The organism is Vibrio sp. J2-4 (genome assembly GCF_021728155.1).
In the GTDB taxonomy this organism is placed as follows: Bacteria; Pseudomonadota; Gammaproteobacteria; order Enterobacterales; family Vibrionaceae; genus Vibrio; species Vibrio diabolicus.
The window spans coordinates 17,920-44,637 of record NZ_JAKKCN010000007.1 but is presented as its reverse complement, the minus strand read 5'-3'; the positions used below and the strand labels follow the sequence as shown (position 1 = coordinate 44,637).

Sequence of the window (26,718 nt, the reverse complement as noted above, 5' to 3'; positions counted from 1 at the left end):
ATGACGATTAAAATTTTGCCAGCTAGACTTGCAAACCAAATCGCCGCAGGGGAAGTGGTCGAAAGACCTGCTTCTGTGATTAAAGAACTGGTTGAAAATAGTCTTGATTCTGGCGCAACTCGAATCGATATCGATATCGAGAAAGGAGGCGCAAAGCTGATTCGTGTTCGTGATAACGGCAAAGGTATCGCGAAAGATGAACTCGGCTTAGCGCTCAGTCGTCATGCTACATCTAAGATACATACCTTGGATGATCTCGAAGCCATCATGAGTCTAGGTTTTCGCGGTGAAGCGTTAGCCAGTATTAGCTCAGTCTCGCGTTTGACGCTCACATCGCGTCCTGCGGCACAAGAAGAAGCCTGGAGTGCCTACTCCGAAGGGCGTGATATGCAGGTGAAGCTTAAGCCAGCAGCGCACCCGATTGGTACGACTGTTGAGGTGTTGGACTTATTTTTTAATACTCCAGCGCGTCGCAAATTTCTGCGTACGGAGAAAACCGAATTTGCTCATATTGATGAGTTATTGAAACGCATTGCGTTAAGTCGCTTTGATGTCACCATCAATGTGCGTCATAACGGCAAGATCATCCGTCAATATCGCGCGGCGAAAAATCAGCTTCAAACCGAAAAACGTATTGCAGCTGTCTGCGGTAATGCGTTTGTGCGGCATATGCTTAGAATCGAGCTTGAGCATCAAGGGTTAAAGCTACATGGTTGGATTACCACACCAGAAGGAGCAAGGCAGCAAAGCGATTTACAGTATTGCTATGTGAATGGCCGAATGATGCGTGACAAATTAATCAATCACGCGATTCGTCAAAGCTATGAAATGAGCTTAAAGCCAGATCAGTTCGCTGCCTATGTGCTCTTTATTGAGTTAGACCCGCACCAGGTAGATGTGAATGTCCACCCCGCTAAGCATGAAGTGCGCTTTCACCAAGCTCGCTTAGTGCATGATTTCATCTATCAAGCTTTGGCGGATGCACTTGCGCAAAGCGCCGTGATTGATAAACCACAGGTTAATGAATCCGCATTTCATCGTGTGGAACCGACTGAGTCCGAAGAGGTTGAGCATTCGCCTGAGCCTGAAAAAGTGCAAAGGCCGACACCTTCACCAGTACCAGAGCGGGTTTATCAAGCGATAGAGAGTACACCGGCTTATCCTGGACGCAATGATTATGAAGTGAAGCCTCGTAATAGCGGTCCTAGTGAAACCTCCGTGCGAGAGGCGCGCGTAGTGGAGTCATTCAAACGTAATGATTGGGTGGAATCCAAATCCGCACCAAAGCCGAATCACAGTAAAGAGCGCCATGTTGAGCCAGCACCAAGCAAGCAAGAAGTGCGCGCTTATCACGAGTTGTTGAAAACGCCAGAGTTTGAGTCTCAATCCGTAACGCCGATAGTGCCCCAAAAGGCAACTTCGCATGCATCACTTCCATCGATTAATGCATTAGGCAAAGCGCTAGTGATGGTCGATGAGCAATTTGTTTTGATGAGCAGTGACAGTGGGGCGGCGTTAGTCTCGTTACCTAGAGCGGAATTTTATCGTGTAAAAGGGCAGCTCACTCCAAGCGATGGCGCGCTTAAAGCACAGCCTTTACTCGTTCCTCTATCTATTAAGTTAGAGGCCGAGTTAGTGAAGCTGGCTCAAGGTTATCAACAAGATTTGGCGTTACTTGGCATTCAATTGAAAGCGAGAAATGAGCAAGCCTTAATGGTGATGGGCGTTCCCGCGCCGCTACGTCAACAAAACTTACAAAATCTAGTACCAGATCTGTTATCTTACGCGCAATCTTGTGTGAAGGAAGGTATAGCAACGGCTCAGATGCTGTCTGAGTTGATAGATTGGCTCGCATTGCAGGTCACGACAGTGAAGAGTCATTATACTTTTTCTGAAGCAATTCAAATTATTGCGGAACTTGAACAGCTAAGAGATGGTCAATTGCCATTAGAAGATACAAAATTTGTATCCGCTGTTGATTTCTCTGCCACGATAGCCAAATTAAAACCATGACAGATAAACTACCTTTGGCGCTATTTTTAATGGGGCCAACTGCATCAGGAAAAACTGAGTTGGCGATTCGTCTTCGTCAAAAGTTCCCGGTTGAGATCATCAGTGTTGATTCTGCTTTGATCTATAAAGGGATGGATATCGGTACGGCGAAACCGGATGAAAAAGAGTTAAGTTTAGCGCCTCATCGCTTGATTGATATTTTGGATCCGAGCGAGTCTTACTCTGTAGCCGACTTTCGTCGTGATGCATTGAAAGCGATGGATGATATTGTTGCAGAAGGAAAAATTCCACTCTTAGTGGGTGGGACAATGCTGTATTATAAGGCGCTACTTGAAGGTTTATCCCCACTTCCTGCTGCAAATCCTGAAATTCGTCAGCAAATTGAACAAGAAGCATTGACTAAAGGTTGGTCAGTGTTGCACGATGAACTCAAAGAGGTTGATCCTGTGTCAGCAGCGAGAATCCATCCCAATGATCCCCAACGTTTATCTCGGGCATTGGAAGTTTTTCGTATTTCAGGTAAAACTTTGACTGAATTGACTCAAACGAAAGGTGAAAGCCTGCCATACCGAGTCAAGCAATTTGCAATAGCTCCCAAGGATAGGGCAGAACTTCACCGTCGAATTGAACTTCGTTTCGAAAAGATGATGGAAGCGGGCTTTGAAGAAGAAATGAAAGCGCTACATTCGCGAAAAGATCTTCACCCCGATCTTCCTTCCATACGATGCGTCGGTTATCGACAGATGTGGGAGTATTTAGATGGAGAGTGTACACGTGACGAAGCAGTATTTCGTGGCGTATGCGCGACTCGTCAATTGGCCAAGCGTCAAATCACCTGGTTACGCAGCTGGGATGACTTAACTTGGTTGGATAGCGAGAACATTGAACAGGCATTAGAAACGATGTCGGAAGCAATAGCATCTGATTGACATAGCTGTGTATAATGTGATCGTTTTTGCGTGAACGCACTCTCAAAGGATCTGTTGTTGGCGGTTTTTATACTATGCTGCTAATTACTTAGAGTGCATTTTTGATTCGTTTAGCTCAGATGCAAAAGCAGTATCTTTTGCATTGCACCACTAGCTAAATAATTACAACTACAAATTAAATAAGGAAAATAAAATGGCTAAGGGGCAATCTCTACAAGACCCATTTCTAAACGCGCTACGTCGTGAGCGTATCCCGGTATCTATCTACCTTGTGAATGGTATTAAACTACAAGGTCAGATCGAATCGTTCGATCAATTTGTGATCCTGCTGAAGAATACTGTTAACCAAATGGTGTACAAGCACGCGATCTCAACAGTTGTGCCGGCTCGTCCAGTGAGCCATCACAGCGGTGAACGTCCACAAGGTGAGCGTCCACAAGAGAAATCAGAAGATTAATTCTTCATCGAGTATTTTTAAAATAAGGAGTTGATTGCTTGTTTGACCGTTATGAATCCGGTGAGCGAGCCGTACTTGTTCATATCAACTTCACGCAAGAAGGTGAATGGGAAGATCTGGCTGAGTTCGAAATGCTGGTTTCTTCTGCTGGGGTAGAGGCGCTACAAGTGGTAACTGGTAGTCGTCAATCCCCACACCCGAAATACTATGTCGGAGAGGGTAAGGCCCAAGAGATTGCTACTGCGGTACAGTCGACAGGTGCCGAAATTGTGATTTTTAATCACGCCCTCTCTCCTGCCCAAGAACGTAACCTCGAAGCACTGTGCCAATGTCGAGTTCTCGACCGCACTGGTCTTATTCTCGATATCTTTGCTCAACGAGCTCGAACACACGAAGGTAAGCTACAGGTAGAGCTGGCTCAACTTCGTCATATCTCTACTCGTTTGATTCGTGGTTGGACGCACCTTGAAAGGCAGAAAGGGGGGATCGGTTTACGTGGCCCGGGTGAAACCCAGCTGGAAACCGACCGTCGCTTATTGCGTGACAGAATCAAAGCCATCCTGCGACGCTTAGACAAAGTAGCGAAGCAGCGTGAACAAGGGCGCCGCGCCCGAAATCGAGCTGAAATCCCAACGGTTTCACTCGTGGGTTACACCAACGCGGGTAAGTCGACACTCTTCAACCGTATTACAGAAGCTGGCGTGTATGCCGCTGATCAACTATTTGCTACTTTGGACCCGACTTTACGTAAGATAGAGTTAGCAGATGTTGGGCCTGCCATATTGGCTGACACGGTTGGTTTTATTCGACATTTGCCACACGACTTGGTTGCGGCCTTCAAGGCAACCTTGCAGGAAACGCAAGAAGCTGACATTTTGTTACATGTTGTTGATGCCAGTGATGAGCGTTTTCGTGAGAATATTCAAGCTGTTCATGAAGTACTAGAAGAGATCGATGCACATGAAGTGCCGACTCTGGTTGTCATGAACAAAATCGACAATCTAGATTCGCAGAAACCACGTATAGAACGAGACGAGGAAGGCGTACCTCGCGCAGTTTGGGTTTCAGCAATGGATGGGTTGGGCATTGATGTCCTGTTTGAGGCACTGACGGAACGTCTGGCGTCACAAATGGTCGAGCATCAGTTGCGAATTCCTCCACAGTATCAAGGACGATTCCGTAGTACCTTCTTCCAAATGAAGTGTATTCAACGTGAGGAATATGACCAGGATGGTAACTTGTTGATCGATATTCGAATGCAGCAAGTAGATTGGTCTAGACTTGAAAAAAGAGAAGGGGCAGTTTTGACTGGCTTTATAGTCACTTAAAGGACTGCTACAGTATAACGTCATATCAAATGATGGAGCTTTCTAATGGCGTGGAATGAGCCTGGAAATAACAACGGCAACAATGGCCGCGATAATGACCCTTGGGGTAATAATAATCGTGGTGGCCAGCGTCCTGGTGGCCGAGATCAAGGTCCGCCAGATTTAGATGAAGTGTTCAATAAACTGAGTCAAAAACTGGGTGGCAAGTTTGGTAAAAAAGGCGGCGGTGGTTCTCCAATCGGCGGCGGTGGTGGTAGTGCAATTGGCTTTGGCGTGATTGCTCTTATTGCTGTTGCAGTTTGGTTCTTCGCTGGTTTTTACACCATCGGTGAAGCAGAGCGTGGTGTTGTGCTGCGTTTAGGTAAATACGATCGTATCGTAGACCCAGGCCTTAACTGGCGCCCTCGCTTTATTGATGAATACGAAGCGGTAAACGTACAAGCGATTCGTTCACTACGTGCATCTGGTCTAATGCTAACTAAAGACGAAAACGTCGTAACAGTAGCGATGGATGTTCAGTACCGAGTGACTGACCCATACAAATACTTGTACCGTGTAACCAATGCAGACGACAGCTTGCGTCAAGCAACGGATTCTGCACTACGTGCAGTAATTGGTGACTCATTGATGGATAGCATTCTAACTAGTGGTCGTCAGCAAATTCGTCAAACTACGCAAGAAACACTGAACCAAATCATTGATAGCTATGATATGGGGCTGGTACTTGTTGACGTAAACTTCCAGTCTGCGCGTCCACCAGAGCAAGTGAAAGATGCGTTTGATGATGCAATCGCTGCACGTGAGGATGAAGAGCGTTTCATCCGTGAAGCTGAAGCATACAAGAACGAAATTTTGCCGAAGGCAACGGGTCGTGCTGAACGTTTGAAGAAAGAAGCGCAAGGTTACAATGAACGTGTCACTAACGAGGCTCTTGGTCAGGTAGCACAGTTCGAAAAACTACTACCAGAATACCAAGCGGCACCAGGTGTAACGCGTGATCGTCTGTACATTGACGCAATGGAAGAAGTGTACTCAAGCACTTCGAAAGTGTTGATTGACTCTGAATCAAGCGGCAATCTTCTGTACCTTCCAATCGATAAGTTGGCGGGCCAAGAAGGTCAGGCAGACACCAAACGTAAATCGAAGTCATCTTCAACCTACGATCAAATTCAACTGGAGTCTGAGCGTACACAAGAAGACACTTCGAACACGCAGTCTCGTTCAACAGGTTCACGTCAAGGGAGATACTAAGAATGCGTAAGTTAATGATCCCTGTATTGGTAATCGCACTGGCATTAATGTTGATGTCTTTGTTTGTGATTCCTGAAGGTGAGCGCGGTATCGTGGTTCGATTTGGTCGTGTTCTTAAAGACAACAACGACATCACTCGAATTTACGAGCCTGGTTTGCATTTCAAGATGCCTCTGTTTGACCGTGTGAAACAACTTGATGCACGTATCCAAACGATGGATGGCCGTGCAGACCGTTTCGTAACGTCTGAGAAAAAAGACGTTATTATTGATACCTACGTGAAGTGGCGTATTGAAGACTTTGGTCGTTACTACCTAGCGACAGGCGGTGGTAATTCGCTAACGGCGGAGGCACTACTTGAGCGTAAAGTAACAGATGTGCTTCGTTCTGAAATCGGTGCTCGTGAAATCAAACAGATTGTATCTGGTCCACGTAACGATGATGTACTACCAGAAGATGCAAGTGCAGATGTTGTCGCAACTGAAGCGGCACGTGAAGCGCTTGAGATTGATGGTGAACGTGACCTAATTATGTCTGAAGTATTGAAAGACACGCGTGAAAGCGCGATGAAAGACTTGGGTGTTCGTGTTGTTGATTTCCGCATGAAGAAAATCAACCTGCCTGATGAAATCAGTGAGTCTATCTACCGTCGTATGCGTGCAGAGCGTGAGTCTGTAGCTCGTAAGCACCGCTCTCAAGGTCGTGAGAAAGCGGAAGTTATTCGTGCTCAAGCTGAGCTAGAAGTGGCAACCATTCTAGCTGAAGCTGATAAGACTGCTCGTGTAACTCGAGGTGAAGCGGATGCAGAAGCAGCGAAGATTTATGCTGAAGCATACAACAAAGACCCTGAGTTCTTTAGTTTCCTACGCTCGCTACGTGCGTATGAGAAGTCCTTCAGCTCTAAGAGCGATATCCTGGTACTTGATCCGAAGAGTGAGTTCTTCCAATACATGAACCAGTCGAAGGGCGGCATGGAGAAATAATCTCAGCGTCAAATGAAACAAAAGGCTCCTTAGGGAGCCTTTTTTGTATCTGATGCTAAGTGCTAGCTCATCATTATGGCGATTACGGCTCCAGCAACTACTAGGCAGCCACCGATGCGTCGTAGCTGATTGTTGGGCTGTTCACTTAATTGAGCCACCATATTCCGCCAACCGTTTGGAGCAATGAGTGGTCCAATGCCTTCCACGATCAGGACGAGCCCAATCGCCAACCATATGGATTCAGACATACCGCTTTCCAGTCGAATAAAGAAAACTAAATACTATCAGTGATATGCTGATTTCAAAATGAGCAAAGCAGCAAGATGACATTCTGGTAGCAACTCTGTGAACAAAAAATGACTGCAAGAAGCGTGATTCGGTGCTAGAATCCATTTTTAACTAGCAATCAGACTTGGAAAGATGGGAAATAACGTAGTCGTTCTAGGCACCCAATGGGGTGACGAAGGTAAAGGTAAAATCGTAGACCTTTTAACTGAAGATGCAAAATACGTGGTACGCTACCAAGGCGGTCACAACGCAGGTCATACTCTCGTAATTGACGGTGAAAAAACCGTTCTTCACTTAATTCCATCAGGTATCCTTCGCGATAACGTAAAATGTGTTATCGGTAACGGTGTTGTACTATCACCTGAAGCTCTACTTAAAGAAATGAAACCTCTTGAAGAGCGCGGTATTCCAGTACGCGAGCGTCTTTTCATTTCTGAAGCGTGTCCGCTAATTCTTCCTTACCACGTTGCAATGGACCAAGCTCGCGAAATCGCTCGCGGTAAAAAAGCTATCGGTACAACAGGTCGTGGTATCGGTCCAGCATACGAAGATAAAGTTGCTCGTCGCGGTCTACGCGTTGGCGACCTATTCGATATGGAATCGTTCGCTGAGAAGCTAAAAGAAGTCATGGAGTTCCATAACTTCCAACTCGTTAACTTCTACAAAGCGGAACCAGTAAGCTACGAAGCTGTGCTTGAAGAAGCAAAAGGCTACGCAGAGCTACTTACTTCAATGGTTATCGACGTAACTGACGAACTAGACGCAGCACGTAAGCGCGGCGATAAGATCATGTTCGAAGGTGCACAAGGTACGCTACTTGATATCGACCACGGTACTTACCCATACGTAACGTCTTCTAACACGACAGCTGGTGGTGTTGCAGCAGGTTCTGGTTTTGGTCCTCGTCATATCGGTTACATCTTGGGTATCGCGAAAGCGTACTGTACTCGCGTTGGTGCAGGTCCATTCCCGACTGAACTATACGACGGTCTAGATAAGCAAGATCCAATTGGTAAGCACTTAGGTGAAGTTGGCCACGAGTTCGGTGCGACAACTGGTCGTCTACGTCGTACTGGTTGGTTCGATGCTGTTGCTATGCGTCGTGCAATCCAAATCAACTCTGTATCTGGTTTCTGTCTAACTAAACTAGACGTACTAGATGGTCTAGAAGAGCTAAAAATCTGTACTGGTTACAAGATGGAAGATGGCTCTGTGCTAGAAGTTTCTCCGATGGCTGCTGAAGCATTCGAAAAAGCAACGCCAATCTACGAAACAATGCCTGGTTGGTCTGAGAACACATTCGGTGCTAAAGCGCTAGAAGATCTACCACAAGCGGCTCTTAACTACATCAAGCGTATTGAAGAGCTAACAGGTGTGCCTGTAGATATCATTTCAACAGGTCCTGACCGTAACGAAACTATCATCAAGGTTCATCCATTCGAAGCTTAATTGATAGTCGTTAAAGATTGCAAAAGCCGACCTTCTGGTCGGCTTTTTTGTATCTGAACAAAAACGGCAGTGATTCTCATATGGCAAATTTTTGCCGCTGAGTCTAAGTCAGAGGCAAAAATTGTCTAAAGCTTAGCTGGTTTTTGCCGATAAGGTTATCAAGCAGAGGAGATCCTTCATCGATCTTTGGTTTCTTAGATACCTTAAAGAGTACGTTTATGAAGTTACGAACAGTGGCTGCTTCACTGTTATTGACCTTGGTAGCTACCACAGCGAAAGCCAATGTTGCTGATGTGGGGGCGCCAGTTCCTATCTACACCGAAGCAGAGCTGATAAAGCTTATTGAGCAAAATAAGCACTTACAACGTGTGCGCGCTGATAACTGCCAGCTGGTGGAGGATATCGTTGCTCGTGCGACTCGAATTAACTTGCCCGCTTATGAATTTCTGTACGGCGACATGTTGGCGTGGGGTGTGTGTGTCGAGCAAGATGTCGAACTAGGCCTTTACTACATCGAAAATGCAGCACATCAGGGATTACCTGCCGCGCTAGAGCAGATTGGTCGATACTATTCGCGTGGTACTTTAGTGCAGCAAGATAAAGAGCGAGCGATTCCTTACTTGCGAGAAGCCGCCTCAATGGGAAACCTAAATGCGCGTATTCATTTAGCCGAATTGCTCCTGCGTGATTACGGCAGCCCACTTGATTACGAAGATGCGTATCGTTGGTTATATAACTCTGTCACAGCAGATAAGCGGCAGCATAAGCGTATCACTGTATTGAGAAATGGCCTTGAGCAGCGCATGCCACAAAACGTTATTGCTCGAGCTAAAAGGCGAGACACCTTTTGGTAACGTCCTATCAAGGCAAACAACTTCATACAACAAAGCCCACATAATGTGGGCTTTGTTGTTTCCCGAAGAGTAATCTTGAGCGATTAAACGACTTTGTGTGGACCGAAGCATTCGTAATGGAATTGCTCTTGTGGTACGCCAAGTTCTAATAGTTGTTTCGCTACGTGCTGCATGAACCCGACAGGGCCACAGAAGTACACCTGCACGTTATCTTGCTTTAATGCGGCTTCAATTTCATACAGATTGACAAAGCCCGTGAAGTGGAAGTCTTCACCTAGCTTGTCTTCTGCCGTTGGTTGGTTATACCAAACGAACGCGTTCATATTTTCTTTTTCTGCAACGAGTTGGTTTACGTGTTGCTTGAAAGCATGCTGTTGGCCATTTTCGGTTGCATGAACCCAAGTTACAGGTGCTTGATGTGCTGAGAGACTTTCTAGCATTGACAGCGTTGGCGTCAGTCCCACACCAGCAGAAATTAGAACAACGGGTGTTTGTGGTTCGGCATCCATAAAGAAATCACCGGCAGGGGCCGCAAGCTGCACTTTTTCGCCAATGTTCAGGCTGTCGTGCAGGTAGTTCGATACTTTTCCGCCTTCTTCACGTTTTACCGAGATACGGTAAGTGTTCTCTTGAACCGCAGAAGATAGGCTATATTGGCGAATTTCTTGGTTTTCTAACTGGTCACTGTTGATATAGATGCCAAGATATTGTCCCGGTTTATACGGTGCCACTTTTTGGTCATCGGTTGGCTTAAACACAAAGCTGCAAATGTGTTCGCTCTCGATTTGTTTATCGACTAATTCAAATTCGCGTAGACCGCGCCAACCGCCTTCCAAAGCTTCATTTTGTTGGTAAATTTGTTCTTCGCGCTGAATAAATACATTCGCAAGTACGCCGTAAGCCTCAGCCCAAGCATCCAACACTTCTTGACCTGGATTAAATAACTCATCAATCGTCGCAAGTAGATGTTTACCAACGATTTGGTACTGATCTTCTGTGATCAAAAAGCTCGTGTGTTTATGCGCAATTTTTTCTACTGCGCCAAGTAGAGCTGGCAAATTTTCAATATTGGCAGCATAGGCGCAGATGGCGTTGAATAGCGCTTCACGCTGATCGCCGTTACGCTGGTTACTCATATTAAAAATATCTTTCAACTCTGGGTTATGAGTAAACATACGTTCGTAAAAGTGCGCGGTCAGTTTTGGTCCCGTTTCGGCGATAAGTGGTGCGGTCGCTTTGACGATCTCGATGGTTTGATTGCTGAGCATATGGGCTTCCTACTTTAAGTTGTATTTATAATGCATGTTTAAAGTTGTATCTCAAATGTATCTTTCGATCAAGAAAAGATTTACACTTTTATCGATAGCTCAAGTTTGGCGTTTTAGTGTCACCAGCGAGTTATTGAGTCGCACTTTGGGAGAGAATATGCAGTTAACGAGCTTTACTGATTATGCGTTGAGAACCTTAATTTTCTTGGCTTCGTTGCCGGAAGATGAGTTAACTAATATCACTGAAGTGACGGATTTATTTGGTGTGTCACGTAACCATATGGTCAAAGTTATCAACCGTTTAGGGCAACTAGGTTATGTCCACACCGTGCGTGGAAAAAACGGTGGTATTCGACTGATGAAACCTGCTTCTGAAATCACAGTAGGTGGTGTCGTGCGAGATTTAGAGCCGTTAGATTTGGTCAATTGCGGCGTAGATTTTTGCCATATTACCCCTGCCTGTCGCCTCAAAGATAAATTGGCAAAAGCAAAAAGTGCCTTCTTGGCGGAGCTGGATGATTGCACGATCGAATCCTTGCTGAGCGACAATTCTGAGTTGTTGATCTTACTGGCTCGTCCTTAACTCATTTGCACGTCTAGAGTCGATCTCGATCATTCTTTTTTCAAAGCAATTCTGTAGCTTATCGAGAGACTCAGATATACTAGCCATATACCTTCCTTGCTAGATAGGCGTGCCTATGTCAGACAATATTCCAAACGATCCTTTTGCAGATCGTGAATCCAAAAATTACGAAAATCCAATTCCAAGCCGAGAGTTTATCATCGAGTTTCTAGAGCAAGCGGGCGTTCCAATGAATCGCAACGACTTGTTTGAGGCACTAAAGCTTGAGGGCGAAGAGCAATACGAAGGGTTGCGTCGTCGGCTACGTGCGATGGAACGAGATGGTCAACTGGTGTTTACCCGCCGTCAGTGCTACGCATTGCCTGAAAAACTTGAAATGGTGAAAGGTTACGTGATTGGTCATCGTGATGGCCACGGTTGGGTGCGTCCAGAAGGCAGCGTCGGCAAGGATGATGATATTCTGTTACCGCACCATCAAATGAAGAACATCATCCACGGTGACTTTGTTTTAGTGCAACCTACAGACAACAGCAAGCGCGGTCGCCGTGAAGGGCGCTTGGTTCGAGTGTTAGAGGAGCGTAATGATCAAATCGTCGGTCGTTTCTTCCTCGAATATGGTTATTCCTATGTTGTCCCTGATGACTCGCGTATCAGCCAAGATATTCTGATCCCAAATGAGCACAAAGCGGGTGCACGCATGGGTAACGTGGTCGTGATTGAAATTACTGATCGTGGCTCACGCTCACGTGGCATGATGGGTAAAGTGGTTGAAGTACTTGGTGAAAATATGGCACCAGGTATGGAAACGCAAATTGCGATTCGTACACACCAAATTCCTCACGAGTGGCCAGAGGCCGTCGATAAACAAATCGAAAACTTAGGCGAAGAAGTACCAGAAGAAGCCAAAGTTGGTCGTGTGGATCTACGTGAGTTACCACTTGTGACCATTGACGGCGAAGACGCACGAGACTTTGATGATGCTGTTTACTGTGAGAAGAACAAAGAAGGTGGTTGGCGTTTATGGGTAGCGATTGCTGACGTCAGTTACTACGTTCGCCCTGACTCTGCGCTGGATAAAGAAGCCATCAACCGTGGTAACTCGGTGTACTTCCCATCGCAAGTAGTGCCAATGCTACCGGAAGTGCTATCAAATGGTTTGTGTTCACTTAACCCACAAGTTGATCGCTTGTGTATGGTGTGCGAAATGACCATCTCAGAGACGGGTAAACTATCGGGCTACAAGCACTACGAGGCGGTGATGAACTCGCACGCTCGTCTCACATATAGCAAAGTGAGCGCGATTCTAGAAGGGGATGAAGAACTACGTGAGCGCTACCAGCCGCTTGTTTCTCATCTAGAAGAGCTGCATAAGATGTACAAAGTGCTGAAAGAAGCACGAGATCAACGCGGTGCAATCGAATTTGAAACCGTTGAAACCAAATTTATCTTCAATGCGGAACGTAAAATCGAAAGCATTGAGCCAGTGATTCGTAATGACGCGCACAAGATCATCGAAGAATGTATGATTTTAGCCAACATTGCTTCGGCATCGCTGGTAGAAAAAGCGAAAGAGCCTGCGCTCTATCGTATCCACGAATCTCCAGGTGAATTACGCCTGCAAGGTTTCCGAGACTTCTTAAGTGAACTTGGTCTTGAGCTAAAAGGTGGTTTAGAGCCTTCACCAACGGACTATGCTGATCTCGCACGTCAAATCTCTGGGCGTCAAGATCAAGAGTTGATTCAAACCATGCTGCTGCGCTCAATGAAGCAAGCGGTATACAACGCAGATAACGCGGGGCACTTTGGATTGGCACTGAAACGCTATGCGCACTTTACGTCGCCAATTCGTCGTTACCCTGACCTGTTACTTCACCGTGCAATCAAGTATCTGATTGCGAAAGAAGAAGGTCGTAATCAAGATCGCTGGACACCAACGGGTGGCTACCATTACTCGTTCGATGATATGGACTTTTACGGTGAACAATGTTCGATGACAGAGCGCCGTGCGGACGATGCAACACGTGATGTTGCGGATTGGTTGAAGTGTGAATACATGCAAGATCACGTCGGTGACGAACTAGACGGCGTGATTGCTAATGTCACTAGCTTTGGCTTCTTTGTACGTTTAACGGATTTGCACATCGATGGTTTGGTGCATATTTCTACCCTTGCGAACGACTACTATCAATTTGACCCGATTGGTCAACGACTTATTGGTGAAAGTTTCGGTAACATCTATCGCTTAGGTGATGCAGTAAAAGTAAAAGTACTGGCTGTTAACCTCGATGATAAGCAAATTGACTTTGAATTGGTCGAAACAAGTCGTAAGCTACGCGGTGAAGGTAAGACTGCGAAGAAACGCGCAGCGGAAGCAAAACGCAAAGCGAAAGATAAAAAACGCGCTGCGACTCGCTCTTCATCGAAAGAAGGTGGCGCGCCTCGCGCAGTTCCTGCGATAGAGCCAACTAAGCGTCCAGAAGAAACGGGCGCAGTGAGTAAGCGCAATGGCCCCAAACGTGATGACGCCGAAGGTAAAAAGAAGCCTAAAGTGAAAAAAGCACGTAAAAAAAAGCCACACAGTAAGCCGAAGAAAACCAAGCGCACTAAAAAAGAAGCGTAGTAGGCTGAAGCGCCAGCTCAGTTCAAACTCGGCTGGCGCAGGCAATACGACCCGAACAACAGGTTAAACAATGAGTAACGAATTTATCTACGGCATTCACGCAGTGAAAGCGGTATTGGAGCGCGAACCAGAGCGTTTTATCGAGGCATACGTTTTAAAAGGTCGTCAAGATGATCGCCTAATGCCAATCCTAAATGATCTTCAGGTTTGTGGTGTCTCTATTCAACAAATGACGCGTAAAACTCTGGATGATAAAGCGCGTGGTGCAAATCACCAAGGCATCATTGCTCGCGTAAAACCAGCAAAACAGCTGAACGAGAACGACATTGATGACATCTTAGCGCAGCATGAATCACCGCTACTGTTAGTGCTGGATGGTGTGACGGACCCGCACAACCTTGGTGCGTGTTTGCGTAACGCAGACGCAGCAGGCGCTGCGGCGATCATTGTACCGAAAGATCGCTCGGCACCAATGAATGCCACGGTAAGTAAAGTAGCATGTGGCGCTGCAGAGGTTGTGCCTTTGATTCGTGTAACCAACCTTGCACGTACAATGCGTACGCTACAGGAAAAAGGGATTTGGTTTGTGGGTACGGCTGGTGAAGCTACGCACGACATTTATCAAGCTAAGCTTACTGGTCCTCTTGCTATCGTGATGGGTGCTGAAGGTGATGGTATGCGTCGTCTTACTCGCGAAACCTGCGATGATTTAATTAAGATCCCTATGGCGGGCAGTGTATCAAGCTTGAACGTATCAGTGGCTTCTGGTATCTGTTTGTTTGAAGCGGTTCGTCAGCGTTTGGCTGCCCAAAAATAAGGCGAGCACACTAAGCGTCGCTGAGTGTGACACTGAGTGACATCAAGATTAAGCACACAGGATGGGGAACCATCCTGTGTTATTTTAGCTAGGGAATTTATGACCCAACAAGATATTAAATTGATTGCTTTTGATCTGGATGGAACACTGCTTGATAGCGTGCCAGATCTTGCCGTAGCGGCCGATCAAGCAGTTCAGGCGTTAGGCTATCCTTCTGTATCAGAAGAGCAGGTGCGTGATTACGTTGGTAATGGTGCTGATATATTGATTGGACGTGCATTAAGCCAAAGCATGACCATCAGCAGTGATTTGAGTGATGAGCTGCGTGCTAAAGCGCGTGAGCTGTTTGATGAATACTACAAGCAAAGCGGCCATAAGCTAAGTCACCTTTACCCAACAGTAAAAGAGACGCTTGAAGAGCTACACCAAGCTGGTTTTACGATGGCGATTGTGACGAACAAGCCCTCGAAATTCGTACCAGAAATTCTAGAGCAGCATGACATCGCCAAGTACTTCGTAGACGTATTAGGTGGTGACGCGTTTCCAGAGAAAAAACCAAACCCGGTGGCGCTGAACTGGCTAATGGAAAAGCACCAGGTAAAACCAGCAGAGATGCTGATGGTTGGTGATTCGAAAAACGATATCTTGGCGGCGAAAAATGCGGGTTGTGCTTCATTTGGTTTAACTTACGGTTATAACCATGGCGAGCCCATTTCAGCTTCGAACCCTGACGTAGTGGCGAACCGCCTCGCGGAATTACTGGAAGTCGTCGCTGTTTCTGCATAACGGCAACAAAAGATCTTCCAAAATACTTGTTAATGAGTACACTGAGTAAACCGTGCGCTAAAAGCCGCACGGTTTTTCATTTTAATTAGATTAAGAAGTCAAAGGAATCATTCTAATGAGCAAACCCATTGTATTGAGTGGTGTTCAACCGTCAGGTGAACTAAGTATCGGTAACTACTTGGGTGCTCTACGTCAATGGCAGCAGATGCAAGACGATTATGATTGCCAATACTGTGTAGTAGACCTTCATGCGATTACGGTTCGTCAGGATCCTAAAGCGCTGCATGAAGCGACATTAGACGCACTGGCAATTTGTCTGGCAGTTGGTGTTGATCCGAAGAAGAGCACGCTATTTGTTCAGTCACACGTACCAGAGCATGCTCAACTTGGTTGGCTTCTTAACTGTTACACGCAAATGGGTGAGCTGAGCCGTATGACTCAGTTTAAAGACAAATCGGCACGTTACGCAAATGACGTAAACGTGGGGCTGTTTGATTACCCTGTGTTGATGGCAGCAGATATTTTGCTTTACGGCGCACACCAAGTGCCAGTTGGTAGCGACCAGAAACAGCATCTTGAGTTAGCACGTGATATCGCAACGCGTTTTAACAACATCTACTCACCAGAGAGTCCGATTTTTACCGTTCCTGAGCCGTACATTCCAACAGTCAATGCACGTGTGATGAGTCTTCAAGACGCGACGAAGAAAATGTCGAAGTCAGATGATAACCGTAAGAACGTGATTACTCTGCTTGAAGAGCCAAAGTCGATCATCAAGAAGATCAACAAGGCGCAAACAGACACCGAAACCCCACCAAGCATTCGCCATGATATCGAGAACAAAGCGGGTATCGCGAACCTAATGGGACTTTACTCTGCGGCGACAGGCATGAGCTTTGAAGAGATCGAAGCCAAGTACAAAGGCGTAGAAATGTATGGTCCATTTAAGAAAGATGTTGGCGAGGCGGTTGTAGCAATGCTGGAGCCAATTCAAGCAGAATACCATCGTATTCGCGCTGATCGTGCTTACATGGATGAGGTAATGCAGCAAGGTGCAGAAAAAGCATCGGCTCGCGCTGCTGAAACGCTGAAGAAAGCATACAAAGCGGTAGGCTTTGTCGCTCGCCCATAGTCGCTAAGAATAGATTACAAAAAGCTCCACGTTGGTGGAGCTTTTTTTATACTTTTTACTGGAATGGCGTGTCTTTCATGCAACGTTCCATATCGTAATATTCAACACGTCCTCGAGCACCTAAAAAGGCGGACTTCACCACCATGCCTCTATCAATGAAGTAACTGAGCTGCACGCATGATATATCGTAGCTAAGTTCTTTAATTCTTGCTGGGATCCAGTAGGTTCCTGGTGTTCTTAGACGCTGGGTAAAAGTAATAACACCCTCGTCACTGACCTCTAACTCTTCAATTCCATCCAGCTCATTTTTGGCTGATTCGATGATGTTTTGATTCGCGGTAGGTTGAAGTGGCTCACTGGCGGTCAATTGACATCCCGTTATCAAGCCAAGTAAGAAGAGAGCTAGCACACTGCGTTGAATTTTTTTCATTTATCGTTCCTGGGTTTACTGCTAATGAGATCTTAATGTCTCGCGCAGATGTTATATCTTTTGTGTATGAATTTGGCTAGTGAATAAGGAGAAGTTATTGAGCAAATGATGAAAATTTTGAAGTATAAGGGTCATGTGTAAGAAAAAGCCAAGCGAATAATAGGTGACTTAAGTTTAGACATGGCTATAAAAATGAAAATCACAGCTTTCTAAATTAGTGATTAATTATATTTTCATTTATAACAAAGTGAGCTTGGTTAATAAGCCACTTCACGAGCGATGTATTTTCTACTCCTTAACATGAAGTGAAAAAATAAACTGAGTAATTAATCTAAATTTTGATTTGTTTATCAATAGCGTCCTGTATTTATTACAAAAAATGTTTGAATGGGATGTTCTGGCATATTTTCTTACATTCACATGTGATTCATTTCACGGCTTTAATTGCTCATTCTTATTTATTTCATAAATAAACCTGATAGTAGACGCAAATGGTAGGCTCTGATCAGAGCTAAGTTTGCATTTACATAAATATCAGGTATGACAATGGACACGTTAATCAAACCCTCAATACTCGCACTAACCATCGCCAGTGCACTTAGCGCAAACGCGAACGCAGAGATTATTATTTCCCAGTATGTGGAAGGCGGCGCTTATAATAAAGCGGTCGAGATCGCTAATACAGGTGATACGGCGGTGACACTCACAGGCTATGAATTAGCAAAATCTTCGAATGGTGGCGGCTCGTGGGGCAGCACTCTTGATCTTAGTGACGTAACGTTACAAGCGAAGCAAGTGTATGTGCTTGCTCATGGCGATGCGAGCGAAGCAATAAAGGCGGTTGCGGATTACACTGATAAAAATGTAGCGAACTTTAACGGCGACGATCCGTTGGCACTTCTTAAAGATGGGGAAGTGCACGATATATTAGGTGTGATGGGGGACGTGGATTTCGCTAAAGACACCACGTTAGTTCGTAACAGTGATGCGCTTAAACCTTCAACTACCTACCAATCCACTCAGTGGACAGCCTTACCTAAAGATAATATTGATGGTTTAGGGGAATTAAATACAACTGAGCCACCTGCGCCATTTGCTTGTGAAGTAGATGGACAAGAACCAGCCTTTACCACCATCCAAGAGATTCAAGGTGAAGGCGCTTCTTCTCCATTTATTGATGGCTACCCTTACATCACGACCGAAGATCACTTCGTAACTGGTGTGGTCAGTGCTGTAACAACAGGCTTAACTAAAGGCTTCTACCTGCAAGCACTTGAGAATGATGGCAACGACAAGACATCTGAAGGTTTGTTTATTCACACCGATGTTGCCGATACAGAGCTGAAAGCTGGTGATGTTGTTTGTGTGAAAGGGAAAGTACAAGAGTACTACAGCAACACTCAGCTTTCTTCTGATGCAAACAGTTATGTAAAAACAGGCACATCAAACGCCTCTTTGGTTACTCCGTTAACGATTAAGGAAGGAGAAACACTACGTGATGCACTAGAGCGTCATGAAGGTATGCAAGTTGAGCTCAGCTCGGCTAGCGAACTTTTCGTTACTCGTAACTTTTCTTACGATTATGACTCTCGACGCAACAACATGATGCTATCTCATGAAGCACCGTTGTTTAAGCCGACTCAATTGCATGCAGCAGAGAGTGACGCTGCGGTTACCCTTGCCAAAGAGAATGCGGCCAACCGTATTTACTTGGAATCGGATAGCAAAGCGCCAAATGGTCAAATCCCATATTTCCCAACGTTTGCACAAGACCTAGATCAAAATGGCTCTTCAGAGCAGCACATTCGCCTAGGCTCTCGCGTCGAAGGCCTGCAAGGTGTAGTGAATTACAGCTACAACGAGTACCGCCTAATTGCGACCAATGAAGTCGATAGCAGCAACTTTGTCACGTCAGGTGATGACTTTGACGTTGCGCGTAAAGCGGCGCCAGCCATAGCCGATTCTGATTTACGAGTAGCGAGCTTCAACGTTCTTAACTACTTCACTTCGGTTGCTGACAGCGGGCACGACAACCCAACCGGGCAAAATCGTGGCGCGACAAACCTTGATGAGTTCTTGATCCAGCAAGCGAAAATCGTTTCAGCGATGAATAAGATGGACGCGGACATCATTGGCTTGATGGAAGTGGAAAACAACGGCTTTGGTGATGGCAGTGCTATCCAAAACTTGGTTGATGCTTTAAACGCTGAGATTGATGACGTGGAAGATCATTACACGTATGTCGAAATCGAAGAGCAAGACAAATACCAAGAGGAATACTTTGGCAGTGATGCGATCATGGTTGCGATCTTATATCGTGCTAACGCAGTAACACCAAAAGAAGCAGCAAAAGTCATTGTGACGCCAGAGCAACACATTGCTGAGAACACCATTACTCGTAAAGAGGGCACAGAAAGTAACCCTGCATACGACAAATATCAACGCCATAGCTTATTACAGACCTTTACAGTGAAAGAGACTGGCGAAGATCTTTCAGTGGTCGTGAACCACTTTAAATCGAAAGGTTCTGAATGTATTGAAGAGTGGATTGCTGGTGTAGAAGACTCAGAACCCGCGGATCTGCAAGGTAACTGCAACAACTTCCGTGTTTCTGCTGCGAAAGTCGTTGGTGAAGCGCTGAAAGATATTGATGGCGATGTGCTCGTCATGGGCGATTTGAACGCTTACGGCAAAGAAGATCCGTTACTGACCCTCACTGATTACTCAAAAGAGAAATACGGCCGTGATATCTACACTGCCGCTTACACAACCATTGGTGGCGGTGAGCTTCAAGTAGAGAAAACCAAGATTGAAAAAGGCTATGGCCTACACAATTTAAACACTTTGCTGCATGGCACTGATACGTTCTCGTACACCTATTCAGGCGAGTTGGGGAATTTGGACCATGCATTGGCAAGCAGCAGTTTAGCGCAAAAGGTGGTGGCGATTGAAGATTGGCACATCAACTCCCTAGAAAGTAACTTGTTTGAATACAGCAGCAAATACACGGGTGACATGCCGAAGTACAAAGATGCGTTCTCAGCGTCTGATCATGATCCAGTGATTATTGCTATTGATTTGCCAGATGATGATATCGATTTACCGAAAGCGGGTGAAAACTTAGCTATTGATGTACGTCTACCACCAACTGCGGTTGCGGGCGATATTGTGACAGTGAACTTAACAGCATCCACACAAGCGGCCGCGACAAGCAGTGATGCAAAAGTTTACTCGGCTAGCCAAACCTTGACTCAAACTGACATTGACGCACGCAGCGTGAATATTGAGTTTGAACAAGCGCCAGAACAAGGTAATTACCAGTTAGAAGAGAAAGTGACAGACTCGACAGGCAACGTCGTTAAGTTTAGCTCTGTTCGTGATGTCTCAATGACGCAAACTGAAACGGGTGCAGAAGGTTCGAAGGACTCAGATGGTGGTTCGTTTGGTTTTGGCGCGCTACTCGCGATGCTTGGACTTGGCTTACTACGTCGCCGCAACTAAGCCTTTATCTCCTAAAATACAGCTGTAAAGACCAAAGGCCAGCCGATGCTGGCCTTTTTATTGCACAAAGACTTGCCTTTCTAGTTTGGTGTTGCAAAATACCGCCCTTAATTGTCGCAAACCAGACAATCATCTCTTAAGTCTTGCCTAAACGGATTGGAGCAGCTGACACTCTATGTTGTTGATCATCGATAACTACGATTCTTTCACTTACAACCTCTACCAATACTTTTGCGAGCTTGGCGCTAGTGTAAAAGTCGTGCGTAACGATGAAATTGACATTCAAGGGATTGAAGCGTTGAACCCAACTCACTTGGTAATCTCACCTGGACCGTGTACGCCAAACGAGGCAGGTATCTCTCTACAAGCTATAGAATACTTCGCTGGTAAGCTTCCAATATTGGGTGTTTGCCTTGGTCATCAAGCGATAGCGCAAGTGTTTGGTGGGGAAGTCGTGCGCGCCCGACAAGTGATGCATGGGAAAACGTCACCTATTCGTCACAATGGTCGCAGTGTGTTTAAAAACCTGAATAACCCACTCACCGTAACCCGTTATCACTCTCTCGTGGTGAAAAACGGTACGTTACCCGATGTGTTTGAACTGACCGCATGGACTGAGCTGCCGGATGGAAGTATGGACGAAATCATGGGTTACCAACATAAAACTCTGCCAATTGACGCAGTGCAGTTTCACCCAGAATCGATCAAAACAGAGCAAGGTCACGAGTTGCTCGCGAACTTTTTAGCACGTAAAGCGATCTGATCGCGATCACTTTTCTTAACAAATCATTCATCTTTTTGCCGAGGTGAGTGGATTGCAAAACTATGCGGTTCATTCTGGCCTCTTTGTCTATTCATGTCTTTTTAAACCTTCTATCCCCTGTATTACATAACATTTATAAAAAATCGCTTCTCTATTTTACTTTCTTGATGCATAAATAGTCATAAGCAGTGATTAATGGCAGTTGCTTTGGAGAACGAAAAGAATAAATCACTATTGAAATGGTTAATTAAATGTAAATACAATGCCGCAATAGCTTAAATGCAAAACATTATTTGCTGGCAAAGAGAGCCGGTTAAATTCGCTTATCTGCTACGCATGCGGTATCAAGAAGGAATGTGCAATGACAACGGAAATTAAAGTAGAGCGCGGTTTATTCGATGAGGTAATGGTACCTTGCTATAACCCGATGGAAATGATCCCTGTTAAAGGTGAAGGTTCACGTGTTTGGGATCAGGAAGGTAATGAATATATCGACTTTGCTGGTGGTATTGCAGTGAGCTGTCTTGGCCATTGTCATCCAGTAATGGTAAACGCATTAACAGAGCAAGCTAACAAGCTTTGGCACTTAAGTAACGTGATGACGAACGAACCAGCACTTCGTCTGGCGAAAAAGCTAACAGAAGTGAGCTTTGCTGAGCGCGTATTCTTTGCTAACTCTGGCGCAGAAGCGAACGAAGCGGCACTTAAGCTGGCACGTCGTTACGCTGCTGACGTACATGGTGCTGAGAAATCAGAAATCATCGCATTCAAACAAGGTTTCCACGGTCGTACGTTCTTTACCGTAACGGTTGGTGGTCAAGCGGCTTACTCTGACGGTTTTGGTCCTAAGCCTGGTGACGTTACCCACTTACCTTACAATGATATCGAAGCACTACAGGCACACATGTCTGATCGCACATGTGCGGTGATGATGGAGCCACTACAAGGTGAAGGCGGCATCGTGCCACCAACGCCTGAGTTCGCTCAAGCAGTGCGTGAGCTGTGTGACAAACACAACGCGCTACTGATCTTCGATGAAGTGCAAACCGGTAATGGTCGTACAGGTAACTTCTACGCTTACCAAGGTTTAGGTATTACACCTGATATTCTAAGCACCGCGAAATCACTCGGTGGCGGTTTCCCAATCGGTGCAATGCTTACTACTGCAAAATTAGCAGAGCACATGAAAGTCGGTACGCACGGTTCAACATACGGCGGTAACCCACTCGCGTGTGCTGTAGCAGAAGCAGTTGTGAACGAAGTTACTAAGCCTGAAGTGTTGGCTGGTGTGCTAGAACGCGAAGCGATGTTCCGCGAAGGTCTAGAGAAGATCAATGCTAAGTACAACATCTTCTCAGAAGTTCGTGGTCAAGGTCTCTTGCTTGGCGCTGCACTAAATGAAGAATGGCAAGGCCGTGCGCGTGATGTTCTTGTCGCTGCAGGAAAACAAGGTCTCATGGTATTGGTTGCGGGTGCCAATGTCGTACGTTTCACACCATCACTCGTTATCACACAACAAGAAATTGAAGAAGGCTTGGCGAAACTGGATAAAGCGATCGCGACTTTAGTTTAAGCGCGATATCAGTTTCAACGTCAACGCAGACACCCCCGTCAAGGATCTCTGATGGGGGAATTGTTCCTACAATATAGTTAGGATCTTCTTGCATCTGGAGGGAGTATTGATGCTAGTAGTTCGCCCTATCGCGATGTCGGATTATGACGCGCTGCACACTTGTGCGGTGGAGTCTGGTCACGGATTTACATCTCTACCGGTTAACGAAGAACTGTTAACCAATCGAATCAAACACTCAGAGTACAGCTTTGGTAAGCCAGATGTGGCAGAACCAGGTGATGAAGGCTACCTGATGGTCGGCTTTGACTCTGAAACGGGTGAGGTTGCGGGTACCACCGGAATCGAAGCATCTATCGGCTGGGATGTCCCATTTTACTCGTATCACATTAGTAAAGTGGTGCACTCGTCACCAAAGCTTGGCGTCAATAATGTCGTCAAACTGCTTACTTTTGGTAATAACTACACGGGTAACAGCGAAATTTGTACCTTGTTCTTGCGTGAGAAATTCCGCCAAGGTCTGAATGGTCGTCTCATGTCGAAGTGTCGTTTCCTCATGATGGCTGAGCACCCAGAGCGTTTCTCTGAAACGATCTTTGCGGAGATGCGTGGTGTTTCAGACGACGAAGGCAACTCGCCGTTCTGGCAATGGTTACAAGAGCATTTCTTCTCCATCGATTTCACGCTTGCGGATTACCTGACAGGTATCGGCAAGAAAGGCTTTATTGCTGACTTAATGCCGAAGCTGCCTATTTACATCAACCTGTTGAGTCCAGAAGCGCAAGCCGTGATTGGTCAAGTGCATGACAATACTCGCCCAGCATTAAAGCTGCTTGAGCGTGAAGGCTTCACTAACCGTGGCTACGTGGATATTTTCGATGCGGGTCCAACCGTTGAATGTGACTTACGCAATATTGAATCGGTACGTCACTCGTTCCGTGCGCAAGTGAAAATTGCACAACATAGCAGTACGCAAGACTTCTTGATGTGCAACTCATCGTTCGAAAACTTCCGCGCAGCAGTCACTAAAGCGGCGTATGACCCTGAAACACAAAGCGTCATGATCGCACCAGACGTTGCGGATGCACTTTTGGTTGAGGAAGGGGATTTTGTTCGCCTTCTTCCGCAGTAACAGACGACAGAATTTAAGGATAGAAACAATGACACATTGGATTGCAGGTGAATGGGTACAAGGTCAGGGTGAAGCATTTACGTCTCTGTCACCTTACAACCAAGAAGTGATCTGGCAAGGCAACGGTGCAACGGCAGAGCAGGTGAATCAAGCGGTATCTGCAGCGCGTGAAGCGTTTATTGACTGGAAAAAACGCCCATTTGCAGAGCGTGAAGCGATCGTGTTGGCTTTTGCTGAGAAAGTAAAAGAGAACAGCGAGAAAATCGCTGAAGTCATTGCCAAAGAAACTGGTAAGCCAATTTGGGAAACGCGCACTGAAGCAGCGGCAATGGCAGGTAAAATTGCAATCTCTATTCGTGCTTACCATGACCGCACTGGTGAAGCGAGCCGTGAAGCGGCGGGCAACCAAATTGTGTTACGTCATCGCCCACTGGGCGTGATGGCGGTATTTGGCCCATATAACTTCCCTGGCCACCTACCAAATGGTCACATTGTGCCTGCGTTACTAGCGGGTAACACCGTTGTGTTCAAGCCATCCGAGCAAACGCCTTGGACTGGCGAGCTAGCTATGAAACTTTGGGAAGAAGTAGGTCTGCCGAAAGGCGTGATCAACCTTGTCCAAGGTGCGAAAGAAACCGGTATTGCGCTTGCTGATGCGAAAGGCATTGATGGCGTACTGTTCACGGGCAGCGCGAACACGGGGCATGTATTGCACCGTCAATTTGCGGGTCAACCAGGCAAAATGTTAGCACTAGAAATGGGGGGTAATAACCCGATGGTGATCTCTGATAAATACGGTGATTTGGATGCCACGGTGTACACCATCATCCAGTCAGCGTTTATCAGTGCTGGTCAACGTTGTACGTGTGCTCGTCGTTTGTACGTGCCATTGGGTGAGAAAGGTGATGCGCTCATCACGAAACTGGTTGAAGCGACGAAGAATATTCGCGTAGACCAACCATTTGCAGAGCCTGCTCCATTTATGGGGCCGCAAATCTCCGTTGCCGCAGCCAAGTTCATTCTCGATGCACAAGCGAACCTTCAATCACTTGGTGGTGAAAGCTTGATTGAAGCTAAAGCAGGAGAGGCGGCGTTTGTTTCTCCGGGCATTATTGATGTAACGAACATTGCTGAGCTACCAGATGAAGAGTACTTCGGTCCACTTCTGCAAGTGGTGCGTTACGAAGGGCTAGAAAAAGCCGTAGAACTGGCGAACGACACGCGCTTTGGTCTCTCTGCTGGTTTAGTTTCAACTGACGACCAAGAATGGGAACACTTCGTTGACCATATTCGTGCAGGGATCGTGAACCGTAACCGCCAGCTCACAGGTGCAAGTGGTGATGCGCCATTTGGTGGCCCTGGTGCGTCAGGTAACCTACGTCCAAGCGCTTATTACGCAGCAGACTACTGTGCGTACCCGATGGCATCAATGGAAGGTCAAGAGACTATCTTGCCTGCAACATTAAGCCCAGGTGTGGCGCTATAAGTTTTAATAACAGAGTCGCAACCATGTATTGCGGCTCACCTTGCCGGCGAATCATTTAGGTATGGGTTGTAGTGATCGTTGGCAGAACACGGAAAGTGAGCAAAGACTCGGAAAAGCGTGTTGACTGACTGGCATTTACCGTCACAGGTTGATGGCTGCTCGTTCATTATTCTGGACAACTTTTCGTTGTGAGCGAGCAGTCAACTTCCGCTTACCTTTTAACTCTACATCTCGTAACAAGGAGTCGTTATGACGCCCGATGTGTTATTTGAATCGCTATGGCAAGATTACATTCAACGTCTTTGCCCCTCAGCTGCGAAAGTACATCAGCTGCTTCAAGAAGATGAGCCTCTGATTAATGATCATATAGCTTTACGTACCTTCAATATTGCGCCTCTTGGTATCGAAACCTTAGCTAAACCATTTGTAGCCATTGGCTACCAGGCATGTGGTGACTACGTTTTCGAAAGTAAAAAGCTGGTTGCTAAACACTATGAGCACCCTGATCCGAAGCAACCTAAAGTCTTTATTAGTGAGCTAAAAGTTGAGGAGTGTTCGCCTGAGCTGCAAGAGATTGTGAAAAAGCTGGTGGCACAAGTCGATGCAGGCAAGCTAAACGATAGCGCATTCTTACATGGTGGACGATTGTGGGATTTAAGCTTTGCTGACTACCAAACGTTGGCTAAAGAAAGTGAGTATGCATCTTGGTTGGCTGCGCATGGTTACGGCGCAAACCACTTCACGGTGAGCGTTAACCAGCTCAATGAATACGAAGAAGTGAAGCAAGTAAACGATCACTTACGTACGGCCGGATTTACCATTAATGAAAACGGCGGGGAAGTGAAGGGCACTCCCGAGGTGCTGCTAGAACAATCATCGACCATGGCGGATAAAGTGGCGGTTCGCTTTAGCGAAGGCACTGAAATTATCCCTGGTGGCTTTTACGAGTTTGCTAAGCGCTACCCGATGGAAAACGGTGAGCTGTACCCAGGTTTTGTGGCGGCTTCAGCGGACAAAATCTTTGAAAGTACGAATGGCTAACTTTTAGGGTTAACCTTTCGGCTAACCAACTTGCTCA

At 46.1% G+C, this 26,718-nt stretch carries 22 protein-coding genes; 19 read left to right on the top strand and 3 right to left on the bottom strand.

The annotated features are described in order from the left end of the window. From mutL to hflC, 6 genes are all read left to right on the top strand, one after another. Complete coding sequence (gene mutL, locus L3V32_RS21335) at positions 1-2,013, top strand: DNA mismatch repair endonuclease MutL (RefSeq protein WP_237285150.1); 2,013 nt, start codon at positions 1-3, stop codon at positions 2,011-2,013. Beyond that, positions 2,010-2,942 (top strand): tRNA (adenosine(37)-N6)-dimethylallyltransferase MiaA, encoded by a 933-nt coding sequence (gene miaA / locus L3V32_RS21330; RefSeq protein ID WP_005395375.1) that lies wholly within the window; start codon positions 2,010-2,012, stop codon positions 2,940-2,942. The genes mutL and miaA overlap by 4 nt, the downstream gene beginning before the upstream one ends. Positions 2,943-3,135: 193 nt before the next feature. Continuing rightward, positions 3,136-3,399 carry an RNA chaperone Hfq gene (gene hfq / locus L3V32_RS21325; protein ID WP_005381379.1) on the top strand — a complete coding sequence of 88 codons (264 nt, stop codon included), beginning with the start codon at positions 3,136-3,138 and terminating at the stop codon, positions 3,397-3,399. Positions 3,400-3,437: 38 nt separating this feature from the next. Beyond that, complete coding sequence (gene hflX, locus L3V32_RS21320; RefSeq protein WP_005381380.1) at positions 3,438-4,727, top strand: ribosome rescue GTPase HflX; 1,290 nt, start codon at positions 3,438-3,440, stop codon at positions 4,725-4,727. Positions 4,728-4,772: 45 nt separating this feature from the next. Next, positions 4,773-5,978, top strand: coding sequence for an FtsH protease activity modulator HflK (hflK, locus tag L3V32_RS21315; protein WP_005395374.1), 1,206 nt, complete (start codon positions 4,773-4,775; stop codon positions 5,976-5,978). Between the two features lie 2 nt (positions 5,979-5,980). Continuing rightward, positions 5,981-6,961: a protease modulator HflC gene (gene hflC / locus L3V32_RS21310; protein ID WP_005395373.1), complete on the top strand. Its 981-nt coding sequence runs from the start codon at positions 5,981-5,983 to the stop codon at positions 6,959-6,961. A gap of 62 nt (positions 6,962-7,023) precedes the next feature. On the opposite strand, the gene L3V32_RS21305 is transcribed toward hflC, so the two are convergent. Further along, positions 7,024-7,209: a DUF2065 domain-containing protein gene (locus L3V32_RS21305; RefSeq protein WP_005381383.1), complete on the bottom strand. Its 186-nt coding sequence runs from the start codon at positions 7,207-7,209 to the stop codon at positions 7,024-7,026. Between the two features lie 172 nt (positions 7,210-7,381). Here L3V32_RS21305 and L3V32_RS21300 point away from each other — a divergent pair, with 172 nt between their 5' ends. Both L3V32_RS21300 and L3V32_RS21295 read left to right on the top strand, forming a co-directional pair. Beyond that, positions 7,382-8,698, top strand: coding sequence for an adenylosuccinate synthase (locus tag L3V32_RS21300; RefSeq protein ID WP_005395372.1), 1,317 nt, complete (start codon positions 7,382-7,384; stop codon positions 8,696-8,698). Between the two features lie 218 nt (positions 8,699-8,916). After that, positions 8,917-9,552, top strand: coding sequence for a tetratricopeptide repeat protein (locus L3V32_RS21295; RefSeq protein WP_005387944.1), 636 nt, complete (start codon positions 8,917-8,919; stop codon positions 9,550-9,552). Positions 9,553-9,635: 83 nt separating this feature from the next. On the opposite strand, the gene hmpA is transcribed toward L3V32_RS21295, so the two are convergent. Beyond that, on the bottom strand, positions 9,636-10,820 hold the full coding sequence (gene hmpA, locus L3V32_RS21290) for an NO-inducible flavohemoprotein (RefSeq protein ID WP_237285149.1): 1,185 nt from the start codon (positions 10,818-10,820) through the stop codon (positions 9,636-9,638). A 157-nt stretch (positions 10,821-10,977) separates the two neighbouring features. Between hmpA and nsrR the strand changes: the two genes are divergently transcribed. From nsrR to trpS, 5 genes are all read left to right on the top strand, one after another. Next, positions 10,978-11,403 carry a nitric oxide-sensing transcriptional repressor NsrR gene (gene nsrR, locus L3V32_RS21285; protein ID WP_005387939.1) on the top strand — a complete coding sequence of 142 codons (426 nt, stop codon included), beginning with the start codon at positions 10,978-10,980 and terminating at the stop codon, positions 11,401-11,403. 115 nt (positions 11,404-11,518) lie between these two features. Further along, the gene (gene rnr, locus L3V32_RS21280; RefSeq protein WP_046874538.1) at positions 11,519-14,023 is read left to right on the top strand and encodes a ribonuclease R; all 2,505 of its coding nucleotides are present in this window, start codon (positions 11,519-11,521) and stop codon (positions 14,021-14,023) included. A gap of 70 nt (positions 14,024-14,093) precedes the next feature. Further along, positions 14,094-14,840: a 23S rRNA (guanosine(2251)-2'-O)-methyltransferase RlmB gene (gene rlmB / locus L3V32_RS21275; RefSeq protein WP_005395369.1), complete on the top strand. Its 747-nt coding sequence runs from the start codon at positions 14,094-14,096 to the stop codon at positions 14,838-14,840. 99 nt (positions 14,841-14,939) lie between these two features. Then, entirely contained in the window at positions 14,940-15,626 is a 687-nt protein-coding gene (locus L3V32_RS21270) for a phosphoglycolate phosphatase (protein WP_005395368.1), read from the top strand. A gap of 115 nt (positions 15,627-15,741) precedes the next feature. Then, positions 15,742-16,758 (top strand): tryptophan--tRNA ligase, encoded by a 1,017-nt coding sequence (gene trpS, locus L3V32_RS21265; RefSeq protein ID WP_053807770.1) that lies wholly within the window; start codon positions 15,742-15,744, stop codon positions 16,756-16,758. A gap of 55 nt (positions 16,759-16,813) precedes the next feature. On the opposite strand, the gene L3V32_RS21260 is transcribed toward trpS, so the two are convergent. Further along, positions 16,814-17,188 carry a hypothetical protein gene (locus tag L3V32_RS21260; protein ID WP_005395366.1) on the bottom strand — a complete coding sequence of 125 codons (375 nt, stop codon included), beginning with the start codon at positions 17,186-17,188 and terminating at the stop codon, positions 16,814-16,816. Between the two features lie 546 nt (positions 17,189-17,734). Between L3V32_RS21260 and L3V32_RS21255 the strand changes: the two genes are divergently transcribed. The 6 genes from L3V32_RS21255 to L3V32_RS21230 all read left to right on the top strand — a co-directional run bounded on the left by L3V32_RS21255 (position 17,735) and on the right by L3V32_RS21230 (position 26,681). Beyond that, positions 17,735-20,689, top strand: coding sequence for an ExeM/NucH family extracellular endonuclease (locus L3V32_RS21255; RefSeq protein WP_237285148.1), 2,955 nt, complete (start codon positions 17,735-17,737; stop codon positions 20,687-20,689). Between the two features lie 175 nt (positions 20,690-20,864). Next, the gene (locus L3V32_RS21250; RefSeq protein WP_005397690.1) at positions 20,865-21,452 is read left to right on the top strand and encodes an aminodeoxychorismate/anthranilate synthase component II; all 588 of its coding nucleotides are present in this window, start codon (positions 20,865-20,867) and stop codon (positions 21,450-21,452) included. 361 nt (positions 21,453-21,813) lie between these two features. Further along, complete coding sequence (locus L3V32_RS21245; RefSeq protein ID WP_005397689.1) at positions 21,814-23,025, top strand: aspartate aminotransferase family protein; 1,212 nt, start codon at positions 21,814-21,816, stop codon at positions 23,023-23,025. Between the two features lie 109 nt (positions 23,026-23,134). Continuing rightward, a complete protein-coding gene (astA, locus tag L3V32_RS21240) occupies positions 23,135-24,154 on the top strand; it encodes an arginine N-succinyltransferase (RefSeq protein WP_085344615.1) in 1,020 nt (339 codons plus the stop codon). 28 nt (positions 24,155-24,182) lie between these two features. Continuing rightward, a complete protein-coding gene (astD, locus tag L3V32_RS21235; RefSeq protein ID WP_237285146.1) occupies positions 24,183-25,640 on the top strand; it encodes a succinylglutamate-semialdehyde dehydrogenase in 1,458 nt (485 codons plus the stop codon). A gap of 249 nt (positions 25,641-25,889) precedes the next feature. Continuing rightward, the gene (locus tag L3V32_RS21230; protein WP_005397681.1) at positions 25,890-26,681 is read left to right on the top strand and encodes a DUF1338 domain-containing protein; all 792 of its coding nucleotides are present in this window, start codon (positions 25,890-25,892) and stop codon (positions 26,679-26,681) included. Positions 26,682-26,718 lie beyond the last annotated feature (37 nt).

Coding starts and splice junctions, on each gene's coding strand:
- mutL (WP_237285150.1), top strand. CDS start 1: ATGACGATTAAAATTTTGCCAGCTAGACTTGCAAACCAAATCGCCGCA.
- astD (WP_237285146.1), top strand. CDS start 24,183: ATGACACATTGGATTGCAGGTGAATGGGTACAAGGTCAGGGTGAAGCA.
- rlmB (WP_005395369.1), top strand. CDS start 14,094: ATGAGTAACGAATTTATCTACGGCATTCACGCAGTGAAAGCGGTATTG.
- hmpA (WP_237285149.1), bottom strand. CDS start 10,820: ATGCTCAGCAATCAAACCATCGAGATCGTCAAAGCGACCGCACCACTT.
- trpS (WP_053807770.1), top strand. CDS start 15,742: ATGAGCAAACCCATTGTATTGAGTGGTGTTCAACCGTCAGGTGAACTA.
- L3V32_RS21250 (WP_005397690.1), top strand. CDS start 20,865: ATGTTGTTGATCATCGATAACTACGATTCTTTCACTTACAACCTCTAC.
- hflC (WP_005395373.1), top strand. CDS start 5,981: ATGCGTAAGTTAATGATCCCTGTATTGGTAATCGCACTGGCATTAATG.
- hfq (WP_005381379.1), top strand. CDS start 3,136: ATGGCTAAGGGGCAATCTCTACAAGACCCATTTCTAAACGCGCTACGT.
- L3V32_RS21245 (WP_005397689.1), top strand. CDS start 21,814: ATGACAACGGAAATTAAAGTAGAGCGCGGTTTATTCGATGAGGTAATG.
- L3V32_RS21305 (WP_005381383.1), bottom strand. CDS start 7,209: ATGTCTGAATCCATATGGTTGGCGATTGGGCTCGTCCTGATCGTGGAA.
- L3V32_RS21230 (WP_005397681.1), top strand. CDS start 25,890: ATGACGCCCGATGTGTTATTTGAATCGCTATGGCAAGATTACATTCAA.
- nsrR (WP_005387939.1), top strand. CDS start 10,978: ATGCAGTTAACGAGCTTTACTGATTATGCGTTGAGAACCTTAATTTTC.
- L3V32_RS21255 (WP_237285148.1), top strand. CDS start 17,735: ATGGACACGTTAATCAAACCCTCAATACTCGCACTAACCATCGCCAGT.
- rnr (WP_046874538.1), top strand. CDS start 11,519: ATGTCAGACAATATTCCAAACGATCCTTTTGCAGATCGTGAATCCAAA.
- L3V32_RS21295 (WP_005387944.1), top strand. CDS start 8,917: ATGAAGTTACGAACAGTGGCTGCTTCACTGTTATTGACCTTGGTAGCT.
- L3V32_RS21260 (WP_005395366.1), bottom strand. CDS start 17,188: ATGAAAAAAATTCAACGCAGTGTGCTAGCTCTCTTCTTACTTGGCTTG.
- astA (WP_085344615.1), top strand. CDS start 23,135: ATGCTAGTAGTTCGCCCTATCGCGATGTCGGATTATGACGCGCTGCAC.
- hflK (WP_005395374.1), top strand. CDS start 4,773: ATGGCGTGGAATGAGCCTGGAAATAACAACGGCAACAATGGCCGCGAT.
- L3V32_RS21270 (WP_005395368.1), top strand. CDS start 14,940: ATGACCCAACAAGATATTAAATTGATTGCTTTTGATCTGGATGGAACA.
- L3V32_RS21300 (WP_005395372.1), top strand. CDS start 7,382: ATGGGAAATAACGTAGTCGTTCTAGGCACCCAATGGGGTGACGAAGGT.
- miaA (WP_005395375.1), top strand. CDS start 2,010: ATGACAGATAAACTACCTTTGGCGCTATTTTTAATGGGGCCAACTGCA.